General features: G+C 74.3%; 17 protein-coding genes. 6 read left to right on the top strand and 11 right to left on the bottom strand.

Going from position 1 to position 21,702, the window contains the following annotated elements:
* Window positions 1-48 precede the first annotated feature (48 nt).
* Window positions 49-2,145: a HelD family protein gene (locus ACZ4NB_RS15920; protein ID WP_467661861.1), complete on the bottom strand. Its 2,097-nt coding sequence runs from the start codon at window positions 2,143-2,145 to the stop codon at window positions 49-51.
* A gap of 301 nt (window positions 2,146-2,446) precedes the next feature.
* On the opposite strand from ACZ4NB_RS15920, the gene ACZ4NB_RS15915 reads away from it, so the two are divergent.
* Window positions 2,447-2,656, top strand: a complete 210-nt coding sequence (locus ACZ4NB_RS15915) for a hypothetical protein (RefSeq protein WP_467661859.1) — start codon at window positions 2,447-2,449, stop codon at window positions 2,654-2,656.
* A 334-nt stretch (window positions 2,657-2,990) separates the two neighbouring features.
* Window positions 2,991-4,298, top strand: a complete 1,308-nt coding sequence (locus tag ACZ4NB_RS15910; protein ID WP_467661857.1) for a glycosyltransferase 87 family protein — start codon at window positions 2,991-2,993, stop codon at window positions 4,296-4,298.
* Window positions 4,299-4,520: 222 nt separating this feature from the next.
* Here the strand turns inward: ACZ4NB_RS15910 and ACZ4NB_RS15905 are convergent, their stop codons facing one another.
* The 3 genes from ACZ4NB_RS15905 to ACZ4NB_RS15895 all read right to left on the bottom strand — a co-directional run bounded on the left by ACZ4NB_RS15905 (window position 4,521) and on the right by ACZ4NB_RS15895 (window position 10,078).
* A complete protein-coding gene (locus tag ACZ4NB_RS15905; protein ID WP_467661856.1) occupies window positions 4,521-6,170 on the bottom strand; it encodes a DNA repair helicase XPB in 1,650 nt (549 codons plus the stop codon).
* Window positions 6,171-6,630: 460 nt separating this feature from the next.
* On the bottom strand, window positions 6,631-7,032 hold the full coding sequence (locus ACZ4NB_RS15900) for a helix-turn-helix domain-containing protein (RefSeq protein ID WP_467661854.1): 402 nt from the start codon (window positions 7,030-7,032) through the stop codon (window positions 6,631-6,633).
* A 520-nt stretch (window positions 7,033-7,552) separates the two neighbouring features.
* Window positions 7,553-10,078, bottom strand: coding sequence for a helicase-associated domain-containing protein (locus ACZ4NB_RS15895; RefSeq protein ID WP_467661852.1), 2,526 nt, complete (start codon window positions 10,076-10,078; stop codon window positions 7,553-7,555).
* A 211-nt stretch (window positions 10,079-10,289) separates the two neighbouring features.
* Here ACZ4NB_RS15895 and ACZ4NB_RS15890 point away from each other — a divergent pair, with 211 nt between their 5' ends.
* Complete coding sequence (locus ACZ4NB_RS15890) at window positions 10,290-11,591, top strand: hypothetical protein (RefSeq protein ID WP_467661850.1); 1,302 nt, start codon at window positions 10,290-10,292, stop codon at window positions 11,589-11,591.
* Between the two features lie 140 nt (window positions 11,592-11,731).
* Here ACZ4NB_RS15890 and ACZ4NB_RS15885 read toward each other — a convergent pair whose 3' ends face one another.
* Together ACZ4NB_RS15885 and ACZ4NB_RS15880 are read right to left on the bottom strand one after the other, a co-directional pair.
* Complete coding sequence (locus ACZ4NB_RS15885) at window positions 11,732-13,588, bottom strand: trypsin-like serine peptidase (RefSeq protein WP_467661848.1); 1,857 nt, start codon at window positions 13,586-13,588, stop codon at window positions 11,732-11,734.
* Window positions 13,589-13,874: 286 nt separating this feature from the next.
* The gene (locus ACZ4NB_RS15880) at window positions 13,875-14,936 is read right to left on the bottom strand and encodes an ABC transporter substrate-binding protein (RefSeq protein ID WP_467661847.1); all 1,062 of its coding nucleotides are present in this window, start codon (window positions 14,934-14,936) and stop codon (window positions 13,875-13,877) included.
* Between the two features lie 127 nt (window positions 14,937-15,063).
* On the opposite strand from ACZ4NB_RS15880, the gene ACZ4NB_RS15875 reads away from it, so the two are divergent.
* Window positions 15,064-15,720, top strand: coding sequence for an HAD family hydrolase (locus tag ACZ4NB_RS15875; protein ID WP_467661845.1), 657 nt, complete (start codon window positions 15,064-15,066; stop codon window positions 15,718-15,720).
* On the opposite strand, the gene ACZ4NB_RS15870 is transcribed toward ACZ4NB_RS15875, so the two are convergent.
* Complete coding sequence (locus ACZ4NB_RS15870; RefSeq protein WP_467661843.1) at window positions 15,666-15,935, bottom strand: hypothetical protein; 270 nt, start codon at window positions 15,933-15,935, stop codon at window positions 15,666-15,668. The genes ACZ4NB_RS15875 and ACZ4NB_RS15870 overlap by 55 nt on opposite strands.
* Before the next feature lie 191 nt (window positions 15,936-16,126).
* On the opposite strand from ACZ4NB_RS15870, the gene ACZ4NB_RS15865 reads away from it, so the two are divergent.
* A complete protein-coding gene (locus ACZ4NB_RS15865) occupies window positions 16,127-16,510 on the top strand; it encodes a cold-shock protein (protein WP_069572471.1) in 384 nt (127 codons plus the stop codon).
* Between the two features lie 25 nt (window positions 16,511-16,535).
* Here ACZ4NB_RS15865 and ACZ4NB_RS15860 read toward each other — a convergent pair whose 3' ends face one another.
* The 4 genes from ACZ4NB_RS15860 to ACZ4NB_RS15845 all read right to left on the bottom strand — a co-directional run bounded on the left by ACZ4NB_RS15860 (window position 16,536) and on the right by ACZ4NB_RS15845 (window position 20,214).
* Window positions 16,536-17,387 carry a 1,4-dihydroxy-6-naphthoate synthase gene (locus ACZ4NB_RS15860; RefSeq protein ID WP_467661841.1) on the bottom strand — a complete coding sequence of 284 codons (852 nt, stop codon included), beginning with the start codon at window positions 17,385-17,387 and terminating at the stop codon, window positions 16,536-16,538.
* A gap of 11 nt (window positions 17,388-17,398) precedes the next feature.
* On the bottom strand, window positions 17,399-18,136 hold the full coding sequence (locus tag ACZ4NB_RS15855) for a futalosine hydrolase (protein WP_467662165.1): 738 nt from the start codon (window positions 18,134-18,136) through the stop codon (window positions 17,399-17,401).
* Window positions 18,137-18,179: 43 nt separating this feature from the next.
* Window positions 18,180-18,683, bottom strand: a complete 504-nt coding sequence (locus ACZ4NB_RS15850; RefSeq protein WP_467661840.1) for a hypothetical protein — start codon at window positions 18,681-18,683, stop codon at window positions 18,180-18,182.
* A gap of 103 nt (window positions 18,684-18,786) precedes the next feature.
* Window positions 18,787-20,214, bottom strand: a complete 1,428-nt coding sequence (locus ACZ4NB_RS15845) for an MFS transporter (RefSeq protein ID WP_467661838.1) — start codon at window positions 20,212-20,214, stop codon at window positions 18,787-18,789.
* 409 nt (window positions 20,215-20,623) lie between these two features.
* On the opposite strand from ACZ4NB_RS15845, the gene ACZ4NB_RS15840 reads away from it, so the two are divergent.
* On the top strand, window positions 20,624-21,529 hold the full coding sequence (locus ACZ4NB_RS15840) for a DUF3027 domain-containing protein (RefSeq protein WP_467661836.1): 906 nt from the start codon (window positions 20,624-20,626) through the stop codon (window positions 21,527-21,529).
* Window positions 21,530-21,702: the final 173 nt, after the last annotated feature.

Below are 21,702 nucleotides of genomic sequence, written 5' to 3'. Positions count from 1 at the left end.
GTGAGCGCTGGGGCGCGCCCGCAGCCCGGTCCTGGAGCGGCCCGACGCTCAGTCCTGTGGCGCGTCCCACCCCGCACCGCCGTCGGCCAGTTGCTCCGGAAGCGGGGCCGCGTGGACCACCGTCAGGCCGGACACCGGCCGGGTCAGGCACACGTACAGGCGGCGCAGGCCGGTCCGCTCGTCCGGTTCGCCGTCGACGATCGCGGCCGGCTCGTCCAGGACCACGTAGTCGTACTCCAGGCCCTTGGCGAGCGTGGCGGGTACCAGCGTCAACCGGGCGGCGGCCGAGGTCTCCTGGCCCGGGGACAGGCAGGTCACACCGGCCGCCTCCAGGGCCGCGCGGAGCAGCGGGATCCGCACCTCCGCGGCGATCAGGCCGATCGAACCCTCCTTGGTCAGGGCGTCCTCGCAGGCCGCGAGGGTCGCGGCGACCAGATCCGCCGACTCGACCCGGCGGATCTCGAAGTCGCCCGCCGACTCGCGGATCGAGGTGGCCTCCGTCAGATCGGGGGCGATGGCGGGCAGCAGCCGGGACGCGTACGCGATCACCTCGCGCGGTACGCGGAAACCCTGGGTGAGCTCCTCGACGGCCGCGCCGGGCTTGCCCAGATGGAACAGGGCCTCCTCCCAGGTGCCGGTGGCCCAGGGGGTGGTCCCCTGGGCGATGTCGCCGAGGACGGTCGCCGAGCCCGTGGTGCAGCGGCGGCCGACCGCGCGGTACTGCATGGGGGAGAGGTCCTGCGCCTCGTCCAGGACGACATGGCCGAGCGAGTGGGTGCGGGTGACCAGATCCGTCGCCTCGTCGATCAGCACCGCGTCCGCGGCGGACCACCGGGCGCCCTTCACGCTGCGGGCCGGTTTGGCCCACAGGATCGTCTTCTGCTCCTCGGGCGAGAGGATCCCCTCGGCCTGCTCGGCGAGGAACTCGGCGTCACCCAGCAACCGCAGCACCAGCTTCGCCGGATCGACCGGCGGCCAGACCGCCTTGACCGTGGCCTTCACGGCGGCGTTGCGGGCCACCGCGTCCTGCACCCGGTCGTCCGGAGCCTCGCCGGCCTGCTCCATGCGGACCAATACGGCGTGCGCGATCCGCTGGGGCAGCGCCTCGCGGGCCGCGCCGTAACGGATCTCACGCTCCGCCAACTCCCGCACGATCTCTTCGAGTTCATACGCCGGTACGCGCCAGCGGCGGGAGCCGCGCACGACCACGCAGGGCTCCTCGGGCAGCGTGATGTGCGAACGGACGGCCCGCCGCAGGACCTCGGCCATCCGCGCGTCGCCCTTGACCGTCGCGGCGGCCGCCTCGTCGGTGCCGCGCACCTCCACATGCCCCACCAGGTCGTCGACCGTGGCCTGCTTGACCTCCAACTCTCCCAGTGCCGGCAGGACCTGCTCGATGTAGTGCAGGAAGGAGCGGTTGGGGCCGATGACGAGGGTGCCGGAGCGGGCCAGCCGCTCGCGGTGCGCGTACAGCAGGTAGGCGACACGGTGCAGGCCGACGGCGGTCTTTCCGGTGCCCGGCGCTCCCTGGACGCAGACCGAGCCGCCGATGCCGGCGCGCACGATCTCGTCCTGCTCGGGCTGGATCGTGGCGACGATGTCCCGCATCGGGCCGACGCGCGGGCGCTCGATCTCCGACTGCAGCAGCCGGCTGGTCCGGGCCGCCTCCGCCGGGTCGGTGAGGTGCTCGTCCTCATACGCGGTCAACTCGCCGCCCGTGTAACCGAATCGGCGGCGCAGTTCGAGGTCCATCGGGTCCTTCTTGGAGGCCCGGTAGAACGGCTGGGACACGGGGGCGCGCCAGTCGATGACCATCGGGTCGCCGTCGGCGTCGTGGACATGCCGTCGGCCGATGTAGAAGTTCTCTCCCGCGGCGCCCTCGGCGAGGTCGACGCCCGGCGCGTGGAGGTAGTCCAGGCGGCCGAAGAAGAGCGGGGTGTGGGAGAGGTCCGCGAGCGCCTTGATGCGGGCGTCGATCTCCCCCTGGAGCACCTCGGCGTTGACCCAGTTCGCGGTGACGTCGGCGATGTTCAGCGCCTCGGCGTCCTCGCGCATGGCGCGCAGCGCGGCCCGGGAGGCGGCGAGGTGGTCCTTTTCGCGCTGCAGGGGGTCGTGGGGGGTGGGTTGGTGGGCGTGCGAGGGCACGGCGTTGCCTCCGGGGCGGGTCAGCGGCGTGAAGCGAAGGGCCGGCCGGTTTCCGACCGGGCGGCGGCACTCCTCGGCGGGAGGCAGGCAGACGCGGGAGTGTAGTTCAGCCCCGCAGACGGCGCCAACGGAATTTCTTCCGTACCGGTGGCGGCGGTGGCGGCCGTACCCGTGAGGGAGAACCCTGACCGACGTCGGCCTCCCGTAGGGGGTGGGGTGGGCCTGGAGGCTGACGGAAAACCCGTGCGGGATGGGCCTATGGACCGATGTGCTGCAATCGGGTGAATCCCATCATGGAGGCATGAGCAGCGCAGCGATTCCACCAGCCGCCGTCCCTTCTCCCTCACTCCACCCGGCCAGAGGCGCGACAGCCCTCGGCACGGGCTCCGCCGCCGGCGCGGCGGTCGTCCACGGGCATCGCCATTTCGTCGGCAACGCCCTTCGCGCGATCAAGGTCTTCGCCGGGGCGGCCTTCAGCGTCGCCGTCCTGGGGGAGTACGCGGAGGACTGAGCCCGTCCCCCGTGTGCCGCAGTGCCCTAGTGCCGCAGTGCCCGCGTACCGAGGCCGCCCCGTGTGCCCTCGCGCCCAGAGCCGACTCCGTGCTGCCTCGTGTACGAAGCCGACTCGGTGGCGCCTGACCTGCGAAGCCGACCCTCGGCCGCTCGGGTACGAAGCCGACTCCGCGGCGGCTCGTCCATGAGGCCGACTCCGGGCCGACTCCGCCCGGCCACCCAGATGACCAAAAACCGTTACAGAAGGTCGACCTCGATCCACTAGCGTCGCCGCAGGGGCGCGCTCAGGGCGACAGAGCATGCGCTCAGGGCGACGACGAGGGGGTCGAAGGGTGTCTGCCGCCGACGGGATACGGACGTGGAGACAGACCTGGAGGCGGACGTGGGCCCTGAGCACCGCGAGCCCCCGCCGACTGATCCCCGCGGCCGCGCTGCTCGTGGCGTCGCTCGCCGGGCTGTGGGTGCTCTACCAGGTCCAGCCGATGCCGATGTCCGACATCGCCGTCTACCGCGCCGAGGGGGAGGCCGCCGCGACCGGTGGTGACCTCTACGGCTTCACGGTCACCCGGTGGGATCTCCCCGCCACCTATCCGCCCTTCGCCGCCCTGCTCTTCATCCCCACCACCTGGCTCTCCCTCGGCACCCTCAAGATCGCGGCCGTGGTCGTCAACGCGGCGCTGCTCGCCCTGCTGATCCACCTCTCCTGCAAGGCCGCCGGCCTGCGCAAGGCCGCGCACAGTGCCCCCGCCCTCCTGACCGTCACCGCACTGGGCCTCTGGCTGGAGCCCGTCTTCCAGACCTTCGTCTTCGGCCAGGTCAACCTCGCCCTGGCCTGCCTGGTGCTGTGGGACCTCTCCCGCCCGGACGGCGCGCGTTTCAAGGGCTTCGCCACCGGCCTCGCGGCGGGCATCAAGCTCACCCCTGCGATCTTCGCCGTCTACCTCCTGATCACCGGCCGGGTGAAGGCCGCCTGCACCGCCCTCACCGGCTTCCTGGTCTCGGCGCTGCTGGGCTGGCTGGTGCTGCCCGAGGCCAGCATCGAGTTCTGGACGCGGCGGATGTTCGAGACCGAGCGGGTCGGCAAGGTGTGGATCGTCGACAACCAGTCGCTCCAGGGGCTGATCAGCCGCGTTCTGCACGATCCCGAGCCGGGGCCGCTGTGGGCGGTGCCGGCGGTGCTGACCGCGGTGGCCGGGCTCGCGGTGGCCCGCCGCGTCCACCGGCGGCGCGGCCTCGACGCCTGGGGCGTGCTGTGCACGTCCGTCACGGCGCTGCTGGTGTCGCCGATCAGCTGGTCCCACCACTGGGTCTGGTGCGTGCCGTTGCTCGTCGCGCTCGCCGCGCACACCCGGCGCAGCCGCCCGCGCCGTGCGCTGCTGGCCGCCGTCACGCTCGTCTTCACCGTCCGCACGATGTGGATCGTGCCGCACACCGGCGACCTCGACCTGCGCCTGCCCTGGTGGCACCAGCCGCTGGCGTCCCCGTACCCGCTCCTGGGCCTCGCGCTGCTGGCGACCGTGGTCTGGTGGACGCGGAAGCCGGCCGACGGCCCCGGCACTCCGGGCGCCCCCGGCGGCCGCATCCCCGAGCCGAGGACCGCCGGGACCGGCCATGAACTGCCGGCCCGGCCCCGGAGGTGATCCGGCGGGGGACGTACGGGGGCAGGGGCGGGGGCCAGGGGCGGTACCAACGGACGGGGCGGCGGTACGGCGGGTCGGTACGGCGCAGCGGTACGGCGCGGCGGTACCTAGGGGGTGGGCGAACACATCCCGTAGGGGATGCGAGGGCCCCCTGCGGGGCCACAACGCGGCGGGTGCGGGCAATATTTCGGATCGCCCGCGCCCGTCACACGTTCGCGCCCGTCACACGTCCTCGTCGGCCGCCAGCAGTTCGTCCGCGTCGACGATCCGGTACGCGTACCCTTGCTCGGCCAGGAAGCGCTGGCGGTGTGCCGCGAAGTCCTGGTCGATGGTGTCGCGGGCGACGACCGAGTAGAACCGCGCCTCGTGCCCGTCCGCCTTGGGGCGCAGCACCCGGCCCAGCCGCTGGGCCTCCTCCTGGCGGGAGCCGAAGGTGCCCGACACCTGGATCGCCACCGTCGCCTCGGGAAGGTCGATCGAGAAGTTCGCGACCTTCGAGACGACGAGCACCGAGATCTTGCCCTCCCGGAACGCGTCGAAGAGCTTCTCGCGCTGCGCGTTGGTGGTCTCGCCCTTGATCACGGGCGCGTCCAGATGCTCGCCCAGCTCGTCCAGCTGGTCGATGTACTGCCCGATGACCAGGGTCTGCTCGCCCTGATGCCGGCGGACCAGCGACTCGGTCACGAACTGCTTGCTGGCGGTGGTCGCACAGAAGCGGTACTTCTCCTCGGTCTCGGCGGTCGCATACGCCAGCCGCTCCGACTCGGTCAGATTGACCCGCACCTCGACGCAGTCGGCCGGGGCGATATAGCCCTGCGCCTCGATCTCCTTCCACGGCGCGTCGAACCGCTTCGGCCCGATGAGCGAGAAGACGTCCGACTCCCGGCCGTCCTCCCGGACGAGCGTCGCGGTCAGGCCGAGCCGCCGCCGCGCCTGGAGATCGGCGGTGAACTTGAAGACCGGTGCGGGCAGCAGATGCACCTCGTCGTAGACGATCAGGCCCCAGTCGCGGGAGTCGAAGAGCTCCAGATGCGGGTAGACACCCTTCCGCTTCGTGGTCAGCACCTGGTACGTCGCGATGGTGACCGGCCGGATCTCCTTGCGCGTGCCGCTGTACTCGCCGATCTCGTCCTCGGTCAGCGAGGTCCGCTTGACCAGCTCGTGCTTCCACTGCCGGGCCGAGACCGTGTTCGTCACCAGGATCAGCGTGGTGGCCTTCGCCTGCGCCATCGCACCGGCGCCCACCAGCGTCTTGCCCGCGCCGCACGGCAGGACGACCACGCCCGAGCCGCCGTGCCAGAAGCCCTCGACGGCCTGCTGCTGATACGGGCGCAGCGCCCAGCCGTCCTCGCGCAGCTCGATCGGATGCGCCTCACCGTCGACGTAGCCGGCCAGGTCCTCGGCCGGCCAGCCGAGCTTGAGCAGCGTCTGCTTGATCTGCCCGCGCTCGGAGGGGTGGACGACGACGCTGTCCGGATCCAGCCGCGCCCCCACCAGCGGCTGCACCTTCCTCGACCGCAGGATCTCCTCCAGCACCGGGCGGTCGGTGGTGGTCAGCACCAGACCGTGAGCCGGGTGCTTGACCAGCGTCAGCCGCCCGTAGCGCGACATCGTCTCCGCGATGTCGACGAGCAGCGCATGCGGCACCGGATACCGCGAGTACTGCACCAGTGCGTCCACGACCTGCTCGGCGTCGTGCCCGGCGGCCCGCGCGTTCCACAGCCCCAGCGGCGTCACCCGGTAGGTGTGGATGTGCTCCGGCGCCCGCTCCAGCTCGGCGAAGGGCGCGATGGCCCGCCGGCAGGCGTCGGCCAGCTCATGGTCCACCTCCAGAAGCAGCGTCTTGTCGCTCTGGACGATCAGGCAGGACACACATACCTCCACGGATAGGTCGCCTGGTGACAAGTGAAACACCCCAGGCGTCTCTTCCGGCCCGGGCTCTGCCCCGGACCCGGCGCCGGAAGGGCGTCCCGGCCAGCGCGCCGGGCATGCGCGCAGCCATCCATCCTCGCCTATCGCGGGAGACCGGGGAAGGCGCTTCCCCGCGACGGGGCAGAAGCGATCTTGTGCGGCGCGCCGAGAACTGAGAGCTACCTCACAGAGTCGCCGGTCAGCGGCCGTAGCGGGTCCCTATGCCGATCGCCGAGGTCGTCGCGGTGGCGATCGCTGTGATCAGTCGTGCCGGAAAACGGTCGGCGGTTACCCGGAATCCGCCGATGCGGAGTGCGAAGCAGGGGCGAGGCGGATGCGGCATGGAGGTCCCCCGGCTCGTTGTCGGTGATCGGCCCGGTGGTCGTGTGCCGCCGTCCGCCAACGCCCCGCCGGACGGTCGTCACGGCGGTCGCCGTCGCGACGCCGACGCCGACGTCGCCGTCGACACGCACGCGGCAGCCATGGGCCCGGAGCGCGTACTGGACGGTGCGGGCCGGCCGTCGGCCCGGGCCGATACACCGGACGCCGCCGCGGCGGCCAAGGTGCGGGCCCGGGGGAGGTCGGCGTCCGGCGCGCGCAGGACCGTGTGGAGCAGTTCGACTGTCTTGGGGGGAGCGGTTGAGGGGTGTTGGGGGTTGAGGTAGCGGGAGAGGGTGGTCTGGCCGATGCCCAGTCGCCCGGCGAGGGACTGCTGGGTGGGCTTGGGGCGGCCGTCGCGAGCCGATAACTCCCACCAGTTCCTGAGCAGTTCGGCCAGTGCCCGCCCCGCGTCCCGGTCCGAGCTGGTCGGTGGTCCCGTCATGCGTCCCCCGGGTCGTTCCGTGCGTCTTCGTCTTCGTCTTCGGCTGTGGCGTTGTGGCGTTGTGGCACCTGCACCAGGACGAGCCTTGCGTGGCTCTGCGGAAGGGCGGGTCGGCGCCGTGCATCGAGTCGCTGCGTCGATGCATCGGCCCGAGCCTGGCAGATCGTGGTGAAGTCCCGTGCCGCTGCTGCATGGTTGAGGAGCGCGGTCGGTCGGGCCCCGCGCCTTCCACTCCACCGCAAGCCCTGGCCAAGGGCTCCTCCGGCCTGCGCGGATCCGGCGGCCTCCGGTCTCCCATGGTCCCGTGGGGCCACGAAGCAAGGGGTGATGAATATGCCTCTGGCATCACCCATTCGGGTGCGTACGGCCCTTGTCCGCGCGCATGCACCCCGGCGTCGGCCCGGCCGGCCCCGCTGATCGCGCCGCCGGGCCCGTGCGTTGGTCCGGTGCCCGCCGGGCCCGTGCGTTGGTCCGGTGGCCGCCGGGCCCGTGCGTTGGTCCGGTGCCCGCCGGTCGGCCGTCAGACCGCGTCGTCCGCCAGCTCCGCCACACCCGTGATCCGGTGCAGCGGATAGGTGCGGACCTCGTCGGAGGTGTGGTCGTAGGCCGTCACGAAGCCGCCCTCCACCCGTACGGGGGCGATCACCCGCTGGCTGGCGGCGCCGTCGGCGTTGACGTAGCCGATCCACAGGGTCGAGCTGGTCAGCACCGCGGCCTGCATGGTGGCGAGGGTCTCCGCGGATGTCGTACGGGGGAGGGCGCCGGGGGACGGGGCCGGTGCGCGGACCGGCTTGCGTTCCGCGGTGGCGGCCAGATCGCCGGCGCGGATGGCGCGCACCGCCGCTTCGAGCAGGGTGGCGTCCGGGGACGGCGGGCCGTCGGGGACCGGAGCGGGGGCGCTGCGCGGCGCGGTGCGGTAGGAGTCGGCGCGGGCGATCAGGACGTCGCCGGCCGCGGACTCGGCGGCCGGTGCGTAGCCCATCGCCCGCAGCCCGTCCAGGAGTTGCTCGGGGGAGGTCTGGGCGGCGAGCACGGTCGGGGCGAGGCGGCGCAGGAGCAGCGGGGCGGCGCGGCGGTCGGCGAGGATCTCGGACAGCAGCGCGTCGTCGTCGCAGCGCACATACGCGGCGGCCGCGCCGATCCGCAACTGGCCGTGCCTGCGGGCCACATCGTCGATGAGGTAGGCGAGCGGCTGGGGGACCGGTGTGCGGGAGTGGGCGTGCAGGAACTCCTGGAGTTCGGCGGCGGAGCGGCCGGCGTCCAGGGCGCGGCGTACCGAGGCGGGGGTGAAGCGGTAGACCGTCGCACCGCCCTTGGACTCGATGTCGGCCAGGACGCCGAGCGCCTCGGCGAGCGGGCGGCGCAGCGGCCCGGGGGCGACGGCGGTCAGGTCGGCCTGGAGCAGGACGTGGTCGAGCGGCTCGGGCAGGAGGGGGGCGAGGAGGTCCGCCGCGCGGGACGCGGCGGCGCCGATCTCGGCGGGGGTGGGCGCGACGGCGGCGTCCTGCGGGCTGCCGCCCGCGGCGCCGATCAGGGCCCGCGCATGGGTGGCGAGCGCGCCCCGTCCCGTCACGCCGAGCAACTCGGCCTCGGACAGGGCCCATTGGGCCAGGCGGGTGCGGAGGTCGTCCCCGGGGGCGGGCGTGCCGGGGGAGCCCTCACCGGACGCGGGCGCCGTGTCCTGGGCCGGCGCGGCTCCCGCGCCGCGCAGCGGACGCTCCCACCGCAGCCGGGACAGCACCGCCGTCGCCGGTGCGGAGGTACCGGCCGGCAGGTCGGCCAGGAGCCCGAGCGCGCGGCGGCGGACCTCGGGTGCCGCGGAGCGGTCCAGGTTCGGGCCGAGGGCGGCGAGCGCCCGGCCCTTGGCGTCGGCGGTGCCGACCACGCCCGGGGTGCGGGTCGCCGGCAGCCAGCCGGCCGCCAGTACCGCCCAGCGCTGGTGGTCGGGCAGCTCCAGCCACTCCTCGGCCGCCGGGGTGGCCGCGTACCGCTCGTCGGCCTCGCCGTCGGAGGCGATCAGCCCGGCCGCGTAGGCGAGTTCGAGCCAGAAGGCGGCGAGCTGCTCGGTGGTGTCCAGGGCGACGGCGGTCCGCTTGAGGTCGCGGACGCTCAGGCCCCCGGCGCGCAGGACGGGCGGTCCGCCCAGGTCCCACTCCTTGAGCAGCTCCTCGACGGTCGCCAGCGCGGTGAACGCCTGGCTCGCGGCGGCGCTGTCCACAAGCTGTGGATCGCGCTCCGTCGTCGGCGACAGCGCGGGCGGCAGCGGCTCCGGCGCGCGGTGCGCGCGTCCGCCGCGCAGATGCAGTGCCGCCTCCCTGGGCAGCACGACGTTGCGGCCGCCCGCCGGGATCAGCAGGCCCCGGTCGAGCAGCCACTGCAGATGGGGCGCCGGCCGGTCGGTGACACCGCCGTACGGAGGGCCCCACAGCAGCTTGTCGAGGACGGCAACGGACTCGGCGGGCGCGGTGTCCAGCAGCGCCGCCATACCGTCGCGGTCGCGGAAGAGCGAGGTGAGCGCGGCGACCGCGGAGACCGGGTCGTGGGTGGCGGGCAGGCCGGCCGCGGCGATGATCTCCTGGAGGCGGCCCGGCGACATCCCGGCCATGGCCTCGGCGACGGTCGGTCCCAGGCCGGTCGGTGAGGGGTGCGCGGGGCTGGGCGTGAGCAGTTCACGCGCCGTGCGCACCAGCCGCAGCCGGTCGTCCGGCCCCCACACCAGCGCCTGGGCGCGCAGCTCGGCCACCGCCCGGGGCAGCTCGGCGGCGACCGCCTCGTCCCCGGCGTCCCCGCCCATCAGCGCGCCCAGCGTGCCGTACGGGCAGGGGTCGGGCGCCACCGCCAGCGCCTCGGCGGTCTGCAGCGCGAACCGGTCGAGCCGCTCCACCGCGCGGACCACCGACGCCCGCGTCCCGGCCCGGGTCGCCAGCTGCGTGACATCGCCCGGCACCGGATTGAGCAGGTCGGGCCGCGCCCGCAGCAGCCCGATGAGCCCGCTGTCGGTGCGGGTCCGGAGCTCCTCGGCCAGGGTGCGCGGCGTGTCGGTCATTCGTCCTACGTTAGCGGGGCCGGGGAGGCGGGGGCAGTCAGCGGCGGTACGGCGCCGGGGCGCGGCGCATCCGGCCTGCGGCACGGCACCCGTAGGCGGCGCACTCGGGCTGCCGTACGGCGCGCGTGCGCGGCGCACCCGCCCTCCGGTCCGGCGGCCGGTCGACGGGGTACCGTCGAGGGAGCAACCAGCGGACGCCGCAGGGGATTTCGTGGGGATCGAGAGCGATCAGCTCGTCTTTGACTACCTGAGCCGGGTGGGCGACCTGGCCCAGCAGCGGGGCCTGCCCAGCTCCACGCGGATGCGGCTGGTGAGCGGGCTCAGGGCCGAGATAGACAGCCGGCAGATCGGTTCGGCGTCGGGCGTCCGGCGCCTGCTGGCGCGCCTGGGGACGCCGGAGGCGGTGGTCGCGGCGGCGCAGGGCGCGGACGACCGGCCGCCGGGGGCCTTCGGGGGCGGCACGGACCCGCGGCCGGCTCCGGAACGCGGGTCGGCCCCGGGAGGCGGGCCGGTCCCGGACGACGGGCCCGCCGTGCCGATCGGCCTGCGGCCCGCGGAGCCGCCTGACCCGCCGCGGGCCGCCGGTGCGTCCCGGCTGTGGTCCGGCGCGCGCGAGAGGCTCGGCGGGCTGGCCGCGCGCGGCGGGCTGACGGGCCGGGCCGCCACGGCCGGTGGCCCGCTGCCGCCCCCGCGCGAGGGTTCGGCGGACCCCGAGGGCTCGGCGTCCGCCGATTCCGCCTCCGCGTCCGCCGCGCCGACGGCCGGTCTGCCCCCGCACCTCGCCGGAGCGGACGAGCTGGGCGATGCGCAGGACGCGCCCGACTGGTGGCGGGTGGAGCCGGCGGCGTTCGGGCCGGGCGAGACCGTGCCCGGCTTCGTCGGCGGGATCGAGATCCCCGAGATATGGGACCGGCCCAAGAGCGGCGCCGACGGTGACGGTGACGGCGAGGGTGACGGCGGCCCGCTGTCGCTGAAGAAGGGCGGCACAGCCGGGTCCGGCGGCGACCGGACGCCGAGCGCCGACGAGGAGGCGGAGCCGGACGGGAAGCGCGGACTGCCCGGGCTGCTGCGCCGCGCGCTCGCCCGGCGGCGCGGTGCGGCGGCCGACGAGGAGACCGCGGCCGACGAGACCGGCGGCGAGGAGGAGGCGGGCGGCGGGCCGGTTCCGCTGCGGGCCTGGCTCAGCCCCGTGCCGACGCTGGCCGTCCTGCTGCTGGTGGCCGGCGCGGTCCTGGGATCGTGGCTCGCGCTGGCCGGCGGCTGGGCGCTGGCCTATCTGTCGCGGCGGCTGACGCCCGCCGAGGCCAAGTTCGCGGCGCTCGGCCTGCCGGGGCTGATCGCCGCCGGCCTGGTGGTCTGGCTGTGGGGTCGCTTCGACGGCCGCTGGGGCGAACCGATCGCCCGGGGCCAGCTGGGACCGGAACTCCTCGCCGGCCTGCCGGCCATGGCCCGGACCGCGGCCGTCGCCTCGGCACTGTTCCTGGTGTGGCGGATGCGACGGGCGGCGCGCTGAGGACCGCCGTGTCGGCGGCGCGGTGCGCGCGGGCGTACGGCGGCGCGGTGCGGGATCCGGCCTACGGGCGACGTGGTGCGGGACCGGCCTACGGGCGGGGCGGGCGGGCGCCGGGTGGGCGCCCGCCCGCCCCGCCCCGCTCAGCTGCCCGGCTTCGGGATCAGCGTGCGCTCGCGGCCCAGGGCCCCGGCGCGGGAGTCGGGGTTGAGGGTGAGCTTGCCGTCCGGCCAGCGGGCCACGACATCGTCGGCCCGGCCGTCGCCGCCGAAGGCCCCCACGGTCGCCATGGCGACGTTGCGCCACGGGGACTTCGGTGCCCGCAGCCGCCGCTCCTTCTTCAGCTGCGTTCCGGCGGCGTCCTCCAAGACCGACACCTCCCCGTCGGCCCAGCGGACGAACAGGTCCTGGCCGGCCGACGAGGCCGCGAAGTCCCCGGCGGCGATGTCCCGGGCGTAGGTCCAGGTCTTGTTGGGGCCGATGAGCCGCTTCTCGGCGTGCAGGCCCTTGCCGTCGACGTCGGTATAGACGCTCACATGGCCGTCGGACCAGCGGACGAGGAGGTCGTCGGCGCGCTGGTTGCCGCCGCCGAAGCGGCCCGCGGCGATGCCGTGCGCACGGGTCCAGAAGCTGCCGCGGGGGCGCAGCCGGACCTCCTTGCCGAGCTTGTTGGTCTCGTCGACGTCGATGTAGAGCGTCAGTTCCCCGTCCGACCACCGGACGACGAGGTCGTTGGTGCCGGAGCCGGTGAAGTCGCCCGCCGTCATGAACGAGGCGTGCGTCCAGGTGGAGTGGGGGTTCGCCAGCCGGATGCCCTTGCCGAACCCGTGCGCCCCGTCGCCGGGGTACAGCGTCACCTCGCCGTCGGTCCAGCCCACGATCAGGTCGCTGTTGCCGTTGCGTACGGAGGAGCTGTGGAAGCGACCGGCGGCCATGACCTTGGTGTGCTGCCAGGTCGTGGCGTCCCCCAGGGGGCTCGGGGTGTCCGGCTGCGCCCCGTCGACCGCCTGCCGGTAGAGCCGGAAGACGTCGTCGTCGAACTGCGAGCTGTAGGAGATGTGGTCGTAGCGCCCGCCGGTCTTGTAGCCGCCTATCGCGCCGATGAGCTTGCCGCGCCGGCCGTCGAAGTCCGTCAGGAACGGGCCGCCGCTGACGCCCGACCGGAACCCGGCGCACTCGATCTCCAGGAACCGGCCCTGGAATGCCTTGGTGCTGTTGGTGCACTGCAGCGGCGTCTTCTGGCCACCGGGGTAGCCGACGACGGTCACGTTGTCGCGCGCCAGCTGCGAGGCGGGCACGGCGGTCAGCTCGTTGCCGCGGCCGGTCGCGTCCTCCAGCAGCTGCCCCTGCGCGTTCGGGCCGACGCGCAGCAGCGCGAAGTCCACGTCGTCGTCGGGCTTCGACTGCAGATAGCGTCCGTCGATCCAGACCTTCCCCGGCAGCATCGGGAAGATCCCGTACGGTGTCTCACCCGGCTGGCCCGGCTTCGTCGCCCCGGCCCGGTAGCCGGGGACGAAGGCGACGCTGCGGTAGGGCTTGTCGCCCTTGAGGCAGTGCGCGGCCGTGAGGACCAGGCTCTTCGTCGGGGAGGCCACGGATCCGGCGGTGCAGAACTGGTCGGCGGTCGCCGATCCGTCGCCGGCGCGGATGAGGAAGACGCCGACGGTGGCGACGCCCTGGTCCACCGGGGCGCTCGGCGCCCGCAGTGCGCGCTTGCGCCGCTCCCCGGGGGCGGCCGACGCGCCGGCGCCGTCGTCCACGGGGACGGCCGCACGGATCCGCTCCGGGGTCCAGTAGCGCTCCGTCTCCCGGGCCAGCCGGATGTCGTCGTCGCTCACGCCCTTGGACCGCTCTTCCGGCCGGGTGGAGGAACTGGCGGAAGGGGAGGGCGAGGGCCCCGGGGAATCCGCCGCGGTCGCGGTCGCCGTCGCCGTGGCGCCGCCGGCGATCGCGGCGCAGACGGCCACCGTGAGGGCGCGCGTCCGGAGTGCCGGTCTCAAACGTATGTGTCTCATCAGGTCTTCCATTGACAGCTCATCAGCCGGGCCGCCGGAGCGTGCACTTCCGGCTCACCCGGCCTGCTCGATCTTGCCGTGTGCCCTGCCGGCGCCCGCACCCGGGTGGGGCGGAGTGCCGTGTTTGTTCCCCGGCGTGCTCGCCCCGCGGGGCCGCCCGCGGTCGTGGAAGGCCATCGGCGACAGGGGAGCCGGCGGGTGAAAGCCCGCCCGCCGCCCCCGGGTTGGGCGCCCGCTCGGTCCTGCTTCTGCCGACTTGCGCCCGCCTGCGCTACTTCTTCACCAGCCGCTGCTGCACCTCGTCCAGGATCTTGCCGGCGCCCGTGTAGCCGATGCCCTGGATCCACAGCCGGTCGTCGACGCGGAAGGACCGGCCGCCGGTGACGGCCCGCATCCGCTTCCACCGGCCGCCGGTGGTGATCCGGGCCTCCCCGGACTCCTTCGGGGTGCCGTGGGAGGCGTAGAAGACGGCGTCCGCGTCGGCCCGGTCGATCCGCTCGGGGCCGACCTCGACCGTCCGGCCGTCCTCGGAGCCGTCGACGACATCGGTCGGGCCGGTGCCGAGGTCGGCCAGGACGGTGCCGGGGTAGCTCCGGCAGCCGTAGACGCGGGCGTCGGCGCCCTCGACGAAGCGGACGATGTTGATACGGAGCCTCTGGGCCGCCGCCGGGCCGCCGAGGGCCTCGGTGACCCGCTCGGCGTGTGCCTCGTACGCGGCGGCCGCGCGCCGCGCCTGGGGGATCCTGCCCAGCGCGTCGGCGTGCGTGGCGAAGTCCTGCTTCCAGGAGTGGCCGGTGGTCCCGGTCGTCACGGTCGGCGCGATCTTCGTCAGCCGGTCGTAGCGCCGGCCGTCGCGGACCGCGCCGGCCAGGATCAGATCGGGCTTGAGGGCGGCGATCGCCGCCAGGTCCGGGGCGCCGGTCCCGCCGACGTCCTTGATACCGGCGACCTGGTCCCCGGAGAGGTAGTCGAGCGAGCCGGAGGCGGCCTTGGGGCGGGTGGCGCCGACCGGCTCGACGCCCAGGGTGATCGCGGAGTCCAGCGCGGCGGTGCCCAGCACCACCACCCGCTTCGGGGAGTTCGGCACCCGCACCTCGCCCATGGCCGTCCGCACCGGGTGGGTGCCGCCGCCGGTGGCCGGCTCGGCCCAGGCCGTGGCCGGCTGCTTGGGGCAGTCGGCGGCCTTGAAGGGACCCGGGGAGCCGGTGGAGGACGCCTCACCGCCGAAGCCGCAGCCGGTCAGGGCGAGGGAGGCCGCGAGCACACCGGCGGCGGTGAGGGCGCCGGTGGGGGAGACGGCGGCGGCGCGGCGAGCGGCGGTGGAACGGAACATGACATGTCCTCTCGGCTCGCCTGGCCGTCCCGCACCTCGCCCGCAGGCGGCCGGAAGTCAGGTAAGGCAGGGCTAAGAGTACGGCCTGGATGCCCGGCCGTCCGCGGTCGCCTGCACAATGGCCGGCATGGCTGCGTACCCCCTGACGGTCGGCTTCGACCTCGATATGACGCTGATCGACTCCCGCCCCGGAATCAAGGCCGCGTACGAGGAGCTGTCCGCCCGGACCGGCACCTTCGTCGACGCCGAGGCCGCGGTGACCCGGCTGGGGCCGCCGCTGGAGGAGGAGATCCGCCGCTGGTTCCCCGAGGAGCGGGTGGCCGGGATCAGCGACCTGTACCGCTCGCTGTATCCGCAGTACGCGATCGCGGCGACGCCGGCCATGCCCGGCGCCCGGGAGGCCCTCGCCGCGGTCGCGGCGGCGGGCGGCCGGTCGATCGTGGTGACCGCCAAGTTCGAGCCGAACGCCAAGCTGCACCTGGCGCACCTGGGCATGGAACCGGACGCCGTCGTCGGCTCGCTGTGGGCGGAGGCCAAGGCCGAGGCGCTGCGTGCGCACGGTGCGCGGATCTACGTCGGCGACCACACCGGTGACGTCCGGGGCGCGCACGCCGCGGGCGCGCTGTCGGCCGCCGTGGCCACCGGGCCGTGCGACGGCGGCGAGCTACGGGCGGCCGGCGCCGATGTGCTGCTGGACGACCTCACGGACTTCCCGGCGTGGCTGAATCGCTACCTCGCGGAAGGGGCGGAAGGGGCGGATCCCTCGGAGGCCGCCTCGGCCTGACGGCGCTGAGCGGCGGCGGAGCGGACCACTCCGGTCGCGGCGATCAGAAAGCCGAGGCCCATCAGCATGCAGACCCAGTAGAAGGCGGACGGCAGCGGGTGGGTCCCGATGAACAGCGGCGTCACGGTGGCGAGAGTGGCCGCTGCGCCAACTAGGAACATGATCGCGCCGATTCGGACCAGCAGATCCCCGGCCTGGGGAGTTTCGTCAGACACCTGACCAGGGTAAGTCCGGGCCAGAAGCGCTGAGGATCCACCCGGCGGCGTCTTGTCACCGGCCCGGGGACCATTAGCCTTGGTGGTGGCGGGTCCTGCGGCCCGCTGCATTGCTATCCAGACCCGATTCCGCCGCTGCTTCGCGGTGGGCGGCCCAGTTTTTTCCAACGAGTACGAGGACGAGGACAGACGTGCCTACCGGCAAGGTCAAGTGGTTCAACAGTGAGAAGGGCTTCGGCTTTCTCTCCCGCGATGACGGCGGTGACGTCTTCGTCCACTCGTCGGTGCTGCCCGACGGCGTGGCCGCGCTCAAGCCTGGCCAGCGCGTCGAATTCGGCGTGGTCGCGGGCCAGCGCGGCGACCAGGCGCTGACCGTGACACTCCTCGACCCCGCCCCCTCGGTAGCCGCGGCCCAGCGCCGCAAGCCCGACGAACTCGCCTCGATCGTGCAGGACCTCACCACGCTGCTGGAGAACGTCACCCAGCAGCTGGAGCGCGGCCGCTACCCCGACAAGGCGCACGGCTCGAAGATCGCCGGCATGCTGCGCGCGGTCGCCGACCAGCTGGACGTCTGAGCGGACCCGCCCAGGACGACCCACCTCAGACGAAACGCAGCGCATCGCGGCCGAGGGGCGGTACGAGCCCCTCGGCCGCGGCGCGGGTGAGCAGCCCGCGCACCGCGGCGTAGCCGTCCTCGCCGAGGTCGGCGGTGAACTCGTTGACGTACAGCCCGATGTGCTGGTCGGCGACCTTCGGGTCCATCTCCTGGGCGTGCTCCAGGACGTAGGGGCGGGATGCCTCCGGGTCGTCCCAGGCCATCAGGACCGAGGTGCGCACGGCGGCCGCGAGGTCGCGCAGCGTCCGCTCGCCCAGCGAGCGCTTGGCGATGATCGCGCCGAGCGGGATCGGCAGGCCGGTGGTGTGCTCCCAGTGCTCGCCCATGTCCGCCAGGCAGACCAGGCCGTAGTTCTGGTACGTGAAGCGCGCCTCGTGGATGACCAGGCCCGCGTCGACCTTGCCGTCGCGGACCGCCGGCATGATCTCGTGGAACGGCAGTACGACGATCTCGCCGACGCCGCCGGGCACCTCGGCCGCCGCCCACAGCCGGAACAGCAGATACGCCGTGGACCGCTCGCTGGGCACCGCGATCGTCTTGCCGGCCAGGTCCGCGGCCGTGCCCTGCCACCGGGTCAGCACCAGCGGCCCGCAGCCGCGGCCCAGCGCCCCGCCGCAGGGCAGCAGCGCGTAGTCCTGGAGCACCCACGGCAGCACCGCGTACGACACCTTCAGCACATCGAACTCGCCGCGCTCGGCCATGCCGTTGGTGAGGTCGATGTCGGCGAAGGTGACCGCGAGGTCCGGCGCGTGCGGGACACGGCCGTGCGCCAGGGCGTCGAAGACGAAGGTGTCGTTCGGGCACGGCGAGTACGCGATCTGCAGCGGCCGGGTCACGGTGTCCTCCTCTAGGGGCGGTGCGGTTGCCCGGCCGTCCCGTGGGCGGCCAGGGCTTCGGGGAGCGTACGGAAGGCGCCGGTCAGGGCGGCGAGCGCGTCGCCGATGCGCCAGGCGGCGCGGTCGCGGGGGCCGACGGCGTTGGAGACGGCGCGCAGCTCCAGGACCGCCACGCCGTGCGCGGCGGCCGCCTCGGCGACCCCGAAGCCCTCCATCGCCTCGGCCAGCACGCCCGGGTGACGCCGTGCCAGCTCCGCGGCGCGGGCCGCCGAGCCGGTGACCGTGGAGACGGTGACGATGGTGCCCACGGCCCCGCCGGACGCCTTGGCGACGGCGTCGACCAGCGCCTTCTCGGGGCGGTGCGCCACCGTTCCGAAGCCGAGTTCGGTGACCGGGACGAATCCGTCGGGGGTCTGGGCGCCCAGGTCGGCCGCGACGATCGCCTCGGCGACGACCACCGACCCCAGGGGCGCGGAGGCGAACCCGCCGCCGATCCCCGCTGAGACCACCAGGTCGTAGGGCGTGCCGGCGAGCGCGGCGGCGGTCAGCGCGGTGGCCGTGCCGGCGGCCGCGGCGGCCGGTCCGACACCGGCGGCCAGCACATCGAAGCCCATGGCCCGGCCGCGCACACGCCGCAGCTCATAACCACCGGGAAGCGACCACGGCTCCGCCTCGGCCAGCCCGGCGGCCCCGCCACTGAAGGCCGCATCGCCCTCAGCCGCCACCGCCGTGACGACCAGGACCCGCATCACGAGGCCCGCACCGTGCGCGGACGCCGCGCGCTCAGCGCGCTCAGTCCTTCTGCTTCAGCGTGAAGTGCCACATCGTCTTGGGGCCCTGGCCGGTGCCGATCTCGGCGACCTGGAGGGTGACGTCCTTGGTGTAGGAGGTCTGGCCGGTCTGCGGGTTCTGCTGCATGAAGAGGGTGTCCGCGTCGAAGCTGCGGTACGTCTGCTTGCTGGGCTCGCGCATGACGGGGCCCGCGCCGATGACGATCCACCCGGACTTGGCGACCTCGGGGTCGACGCCGACGCGCACCTGCTCACCGGGGTGCACGGTGATCGTCTTGCCGCCCTTCTTGGTGATGCAGGCGGCGACGGCCTTCCGGGACAGGTCCTCGCCCTTGCCGTCGCAGCCGGGCGTGGCCTCGGCCGTCACCGTCGACGAACCGACGGTCACGGTCGCGAGCGCGGTCGGCTTCTCGCAGGCGGAGAGGGTGACAAGGCCCAGGGACACGGCACCGATGGCGGCAGCGGCGCGGCGGCCCTTGCCCCAGGAGATGAACGCAGCGGTCATACGGGCAGGCTATCGGGCGCCCCAGCTCACGCCACGCCCGGGTGCGGCGTGCCGCGCGGCCGGTCCGAAGCCGTGCCCCCGACGGGCCGGTCCACCGCCCCTTTCAGGCCACCCGGGGCGCCGACCCGCCGCCGCGCCGCGCCGCGCCCAGCAGCCCCCGTACGGCCAGCACCACGCCCAGTGCCACCAGCGCCGCGGCCACCGACATCCCCAGCGTCCCGGCCAGCGGCAGCGAGATCCCGATCGCGCCGCCGACCACCCACGACATCTGCAGCGCCGTCTCGGAGCGGGCGAACGCCGAGGTGCGCACCGCCTCGGGCACATCGCGCTGGATCATCGCGTCCAGCGACAGCTTCCCCAGCGCCTGGCACAGCCCCGCGCAGGCCGCGGCCGCGGTGACCACGACGGGCGCGGCCGCGGTGTAGAACACCGCCGCGAACACCGTCGTGCCGAGCGCCAGCCCCAGCACCGCCGCGACGATCTGCTCCGGCCCGCGGGCCTTCAGCCACGCCCCGACGGCCGTCCCCAGGGCGTTGCCCGCCCCGGCCGCCACCGCCACCAGGCCCAGCGAGGCGGCCGGCCCCAGGCCGCCCAGCGGATGCTCGCGCAGCAGGAAGGCCAGGAAGAACGTCAGAAAGCCGGAGAGCGCCCGCAGGCAGACGTTGGCCTGGAGCCCGTGCAGCACCGACGGCCCGACGGTGCGCAGCCCCGGCTTCGCCGGCCTGCCGCCCGCCGCGCCCTTCGCCACCGTCTCGCGGGACGCCAGGCGGGCCCGCGCCTCGCCCTTGTCCGAGTCGACCTTGTGCGGCAGCGAGAACGACAGGAACGTACCGGCCGCGAACACCGCGAACGCGCCGTACAGCGGCCAGCTCGGCCCGATCAGATGCAGTCCGGCCGCGGCCGGCGCGGCCGCCCCCGTGGCCAGCAGCCCGGCGAGCGTCACCCGGGAGTTGGCCCTGACCAGCGAGATCCGCGGGGGCAGCAGCCGCGGCACCACCGCACTGCGCACCACGCCGTACGCCTTCGACGCCACCAGCACGCCCAGCGCCGCCGGATACAGCTCCAGCCCGCCGGTCGCCACCGCGCCCGACATCGACACCGCCAGCAGCGCCCGGGCCAGCATCGCGCCCGCCATCGCCGCCCGGCGGCCGTGCGGGACCCGGTCCAGCAGCGGGCCGATCACCGGCGCGAGCAGCGCGAACGGCGCCATCGTGACCGCCAGATACAGCGCCACCCGGCCCCGCGCCTCCTGTGTCGGCACCGAGAAGAACACCGTCGAGGCCAGCGCGACCGTGATCAGCATGTCGCCGGCGGAGTTCACCGCGTGCAGCTCGATCAGCTTGCCGAGCCCCGACTCGCCCGCGCCGTGCGCATGCGTCGCCCGCCGCACCCGGCGCGCCGCGCCGGTCAGCGGCCGGTGCAGCGCACGGCCGGCCGCCCGGCCCGCCCGCCGGGCAGGGCCGTCCCCGAAGCCGTCCCGGGACGGCCCGCGCGACGACACTCTCGACGACTTCCGCGATGCCTTCGACACCTTCGACACCTTCGACGCCCTTGCGGCAGCAGCCACTCGGCCATAGTGCCCCAACTCGCCCAGGGGAGGGCGTTTTCTCCGTACCGCCGCGCGAGGCGCCCCGGCGCGCGGTAGCCGTCGCGGACATTTGCGCTCCCGCCGAGGAGTCGTACACCGCTGAAGGGGTAGCGTGTGTAGCGCGCCACCGGCGGTCGGTTTTGGCCGCGTGTCTCATTGCGTTCCGCGATCCCGCAGAATGGGTCTATGAGGTGCGCTCGACCGAACCGATCGGGCGCGGACGTCGACGCGGTCCCCAGGTCCGCTCCGCCCGCCCCCGGCCCGCCGGTCGTCCGGACAGGACAAGGACAGCTCCGGCTGGCGCACTCGTGAGACGGCGTGGAAGAGAGAATCGATTCTTGTGAGTGCTGCGATGCGAAGCCGTACCCCTGACCGCCTGTGCGCCGAGGCGGTCGACCTTGCCCGGGCGGCGGCGGAGGAAGTCGCCCTGCCCGGAAGGGTCGGCGACCACATCGAGGCCGTCGCCGACGCGGACCGTGTCGTCACCCACCTCTTCGCCGCCAACGAGCCCGGATACCGCGGCTGGCGCTGGGCGGTGACGGTCGCCCGGGCCTCCAGGGCCAAGGTCGTCACGCTCGACGAGGCGGTGCTGCTGCCCGGCCCCGACGCGCTGCTCGCACCGGAGTGGGTGCCCTGGAGCGAGCGGCTGCGCCCCGGCGACATGGGCCCCGGCGATCTGCTGCCCACGGAGGCCGAGGACCTGCGGCTGGAGCCGGGCTTCTCCGGCGAGGACGGCCCGCCGCCGAACTCCGCCGTCGCCGAGGGCATGGCCGCCGAGGTCGCCGACACCGAGGAGGCGGACGTCGTCCCGGGCTCGCCGGCGATCCAGCCCGCGCCCACGCGCGGCGGTATCGCGGACGTCGCCGAGGAGCTCGGCATGCGCCGCGCCCGGGTGCTGTCCCGCTACGGCCTGCACGCCGCCGCCGACCGCTGGGAAGAGGCGTACGGCGCGAAGACCCCGATGGCCCAGGCGGCCCCCGCCACCTGCCTGACCTGCGGCTTCCTCACCCCGCTCACCGGCTCCCTGCGCCAGGCCTTCGGTGTGTGCGCCAACGAGTTCGCCCCGGCGGACGGCCGGGTGGTCTCCCTGTCGTACGGCTGCGGGGCGCACTCCGAGGCCGCCGTGATGCCCAAGACGCCGCGGCCGGCCGCGCCGGTGGTCGACGAGACGGTGGTGGAGCCGCTGTCCCTGCGGCCGGAGCGCGACAGCGGTTCGGTCGAGGAGGCCGGGCCCGCGGAGGAGCTGGGCCACAGCTGAGGTGTGTCCGGGCGGGGCGCCCGGAAAAGGAATCAGAAGCTCGGCCGCGTCGTGGCGCGGCCGAGCTTCTGCCGGTCCTTGACCTCTCCCCCCCCGGGCCCCGGCCCGATACGCCTCACCCCCGCCGAAGGCGGGAAACTGAAGCCCCCACGACGGGCCGGCCGACAACGCGG

The organism is Streptomyces sp. NPDC026575 (assembly GCF_055567415.1).
This window is presented reverse-complemented; position numbering and strand designations above follow the sequence as displayed.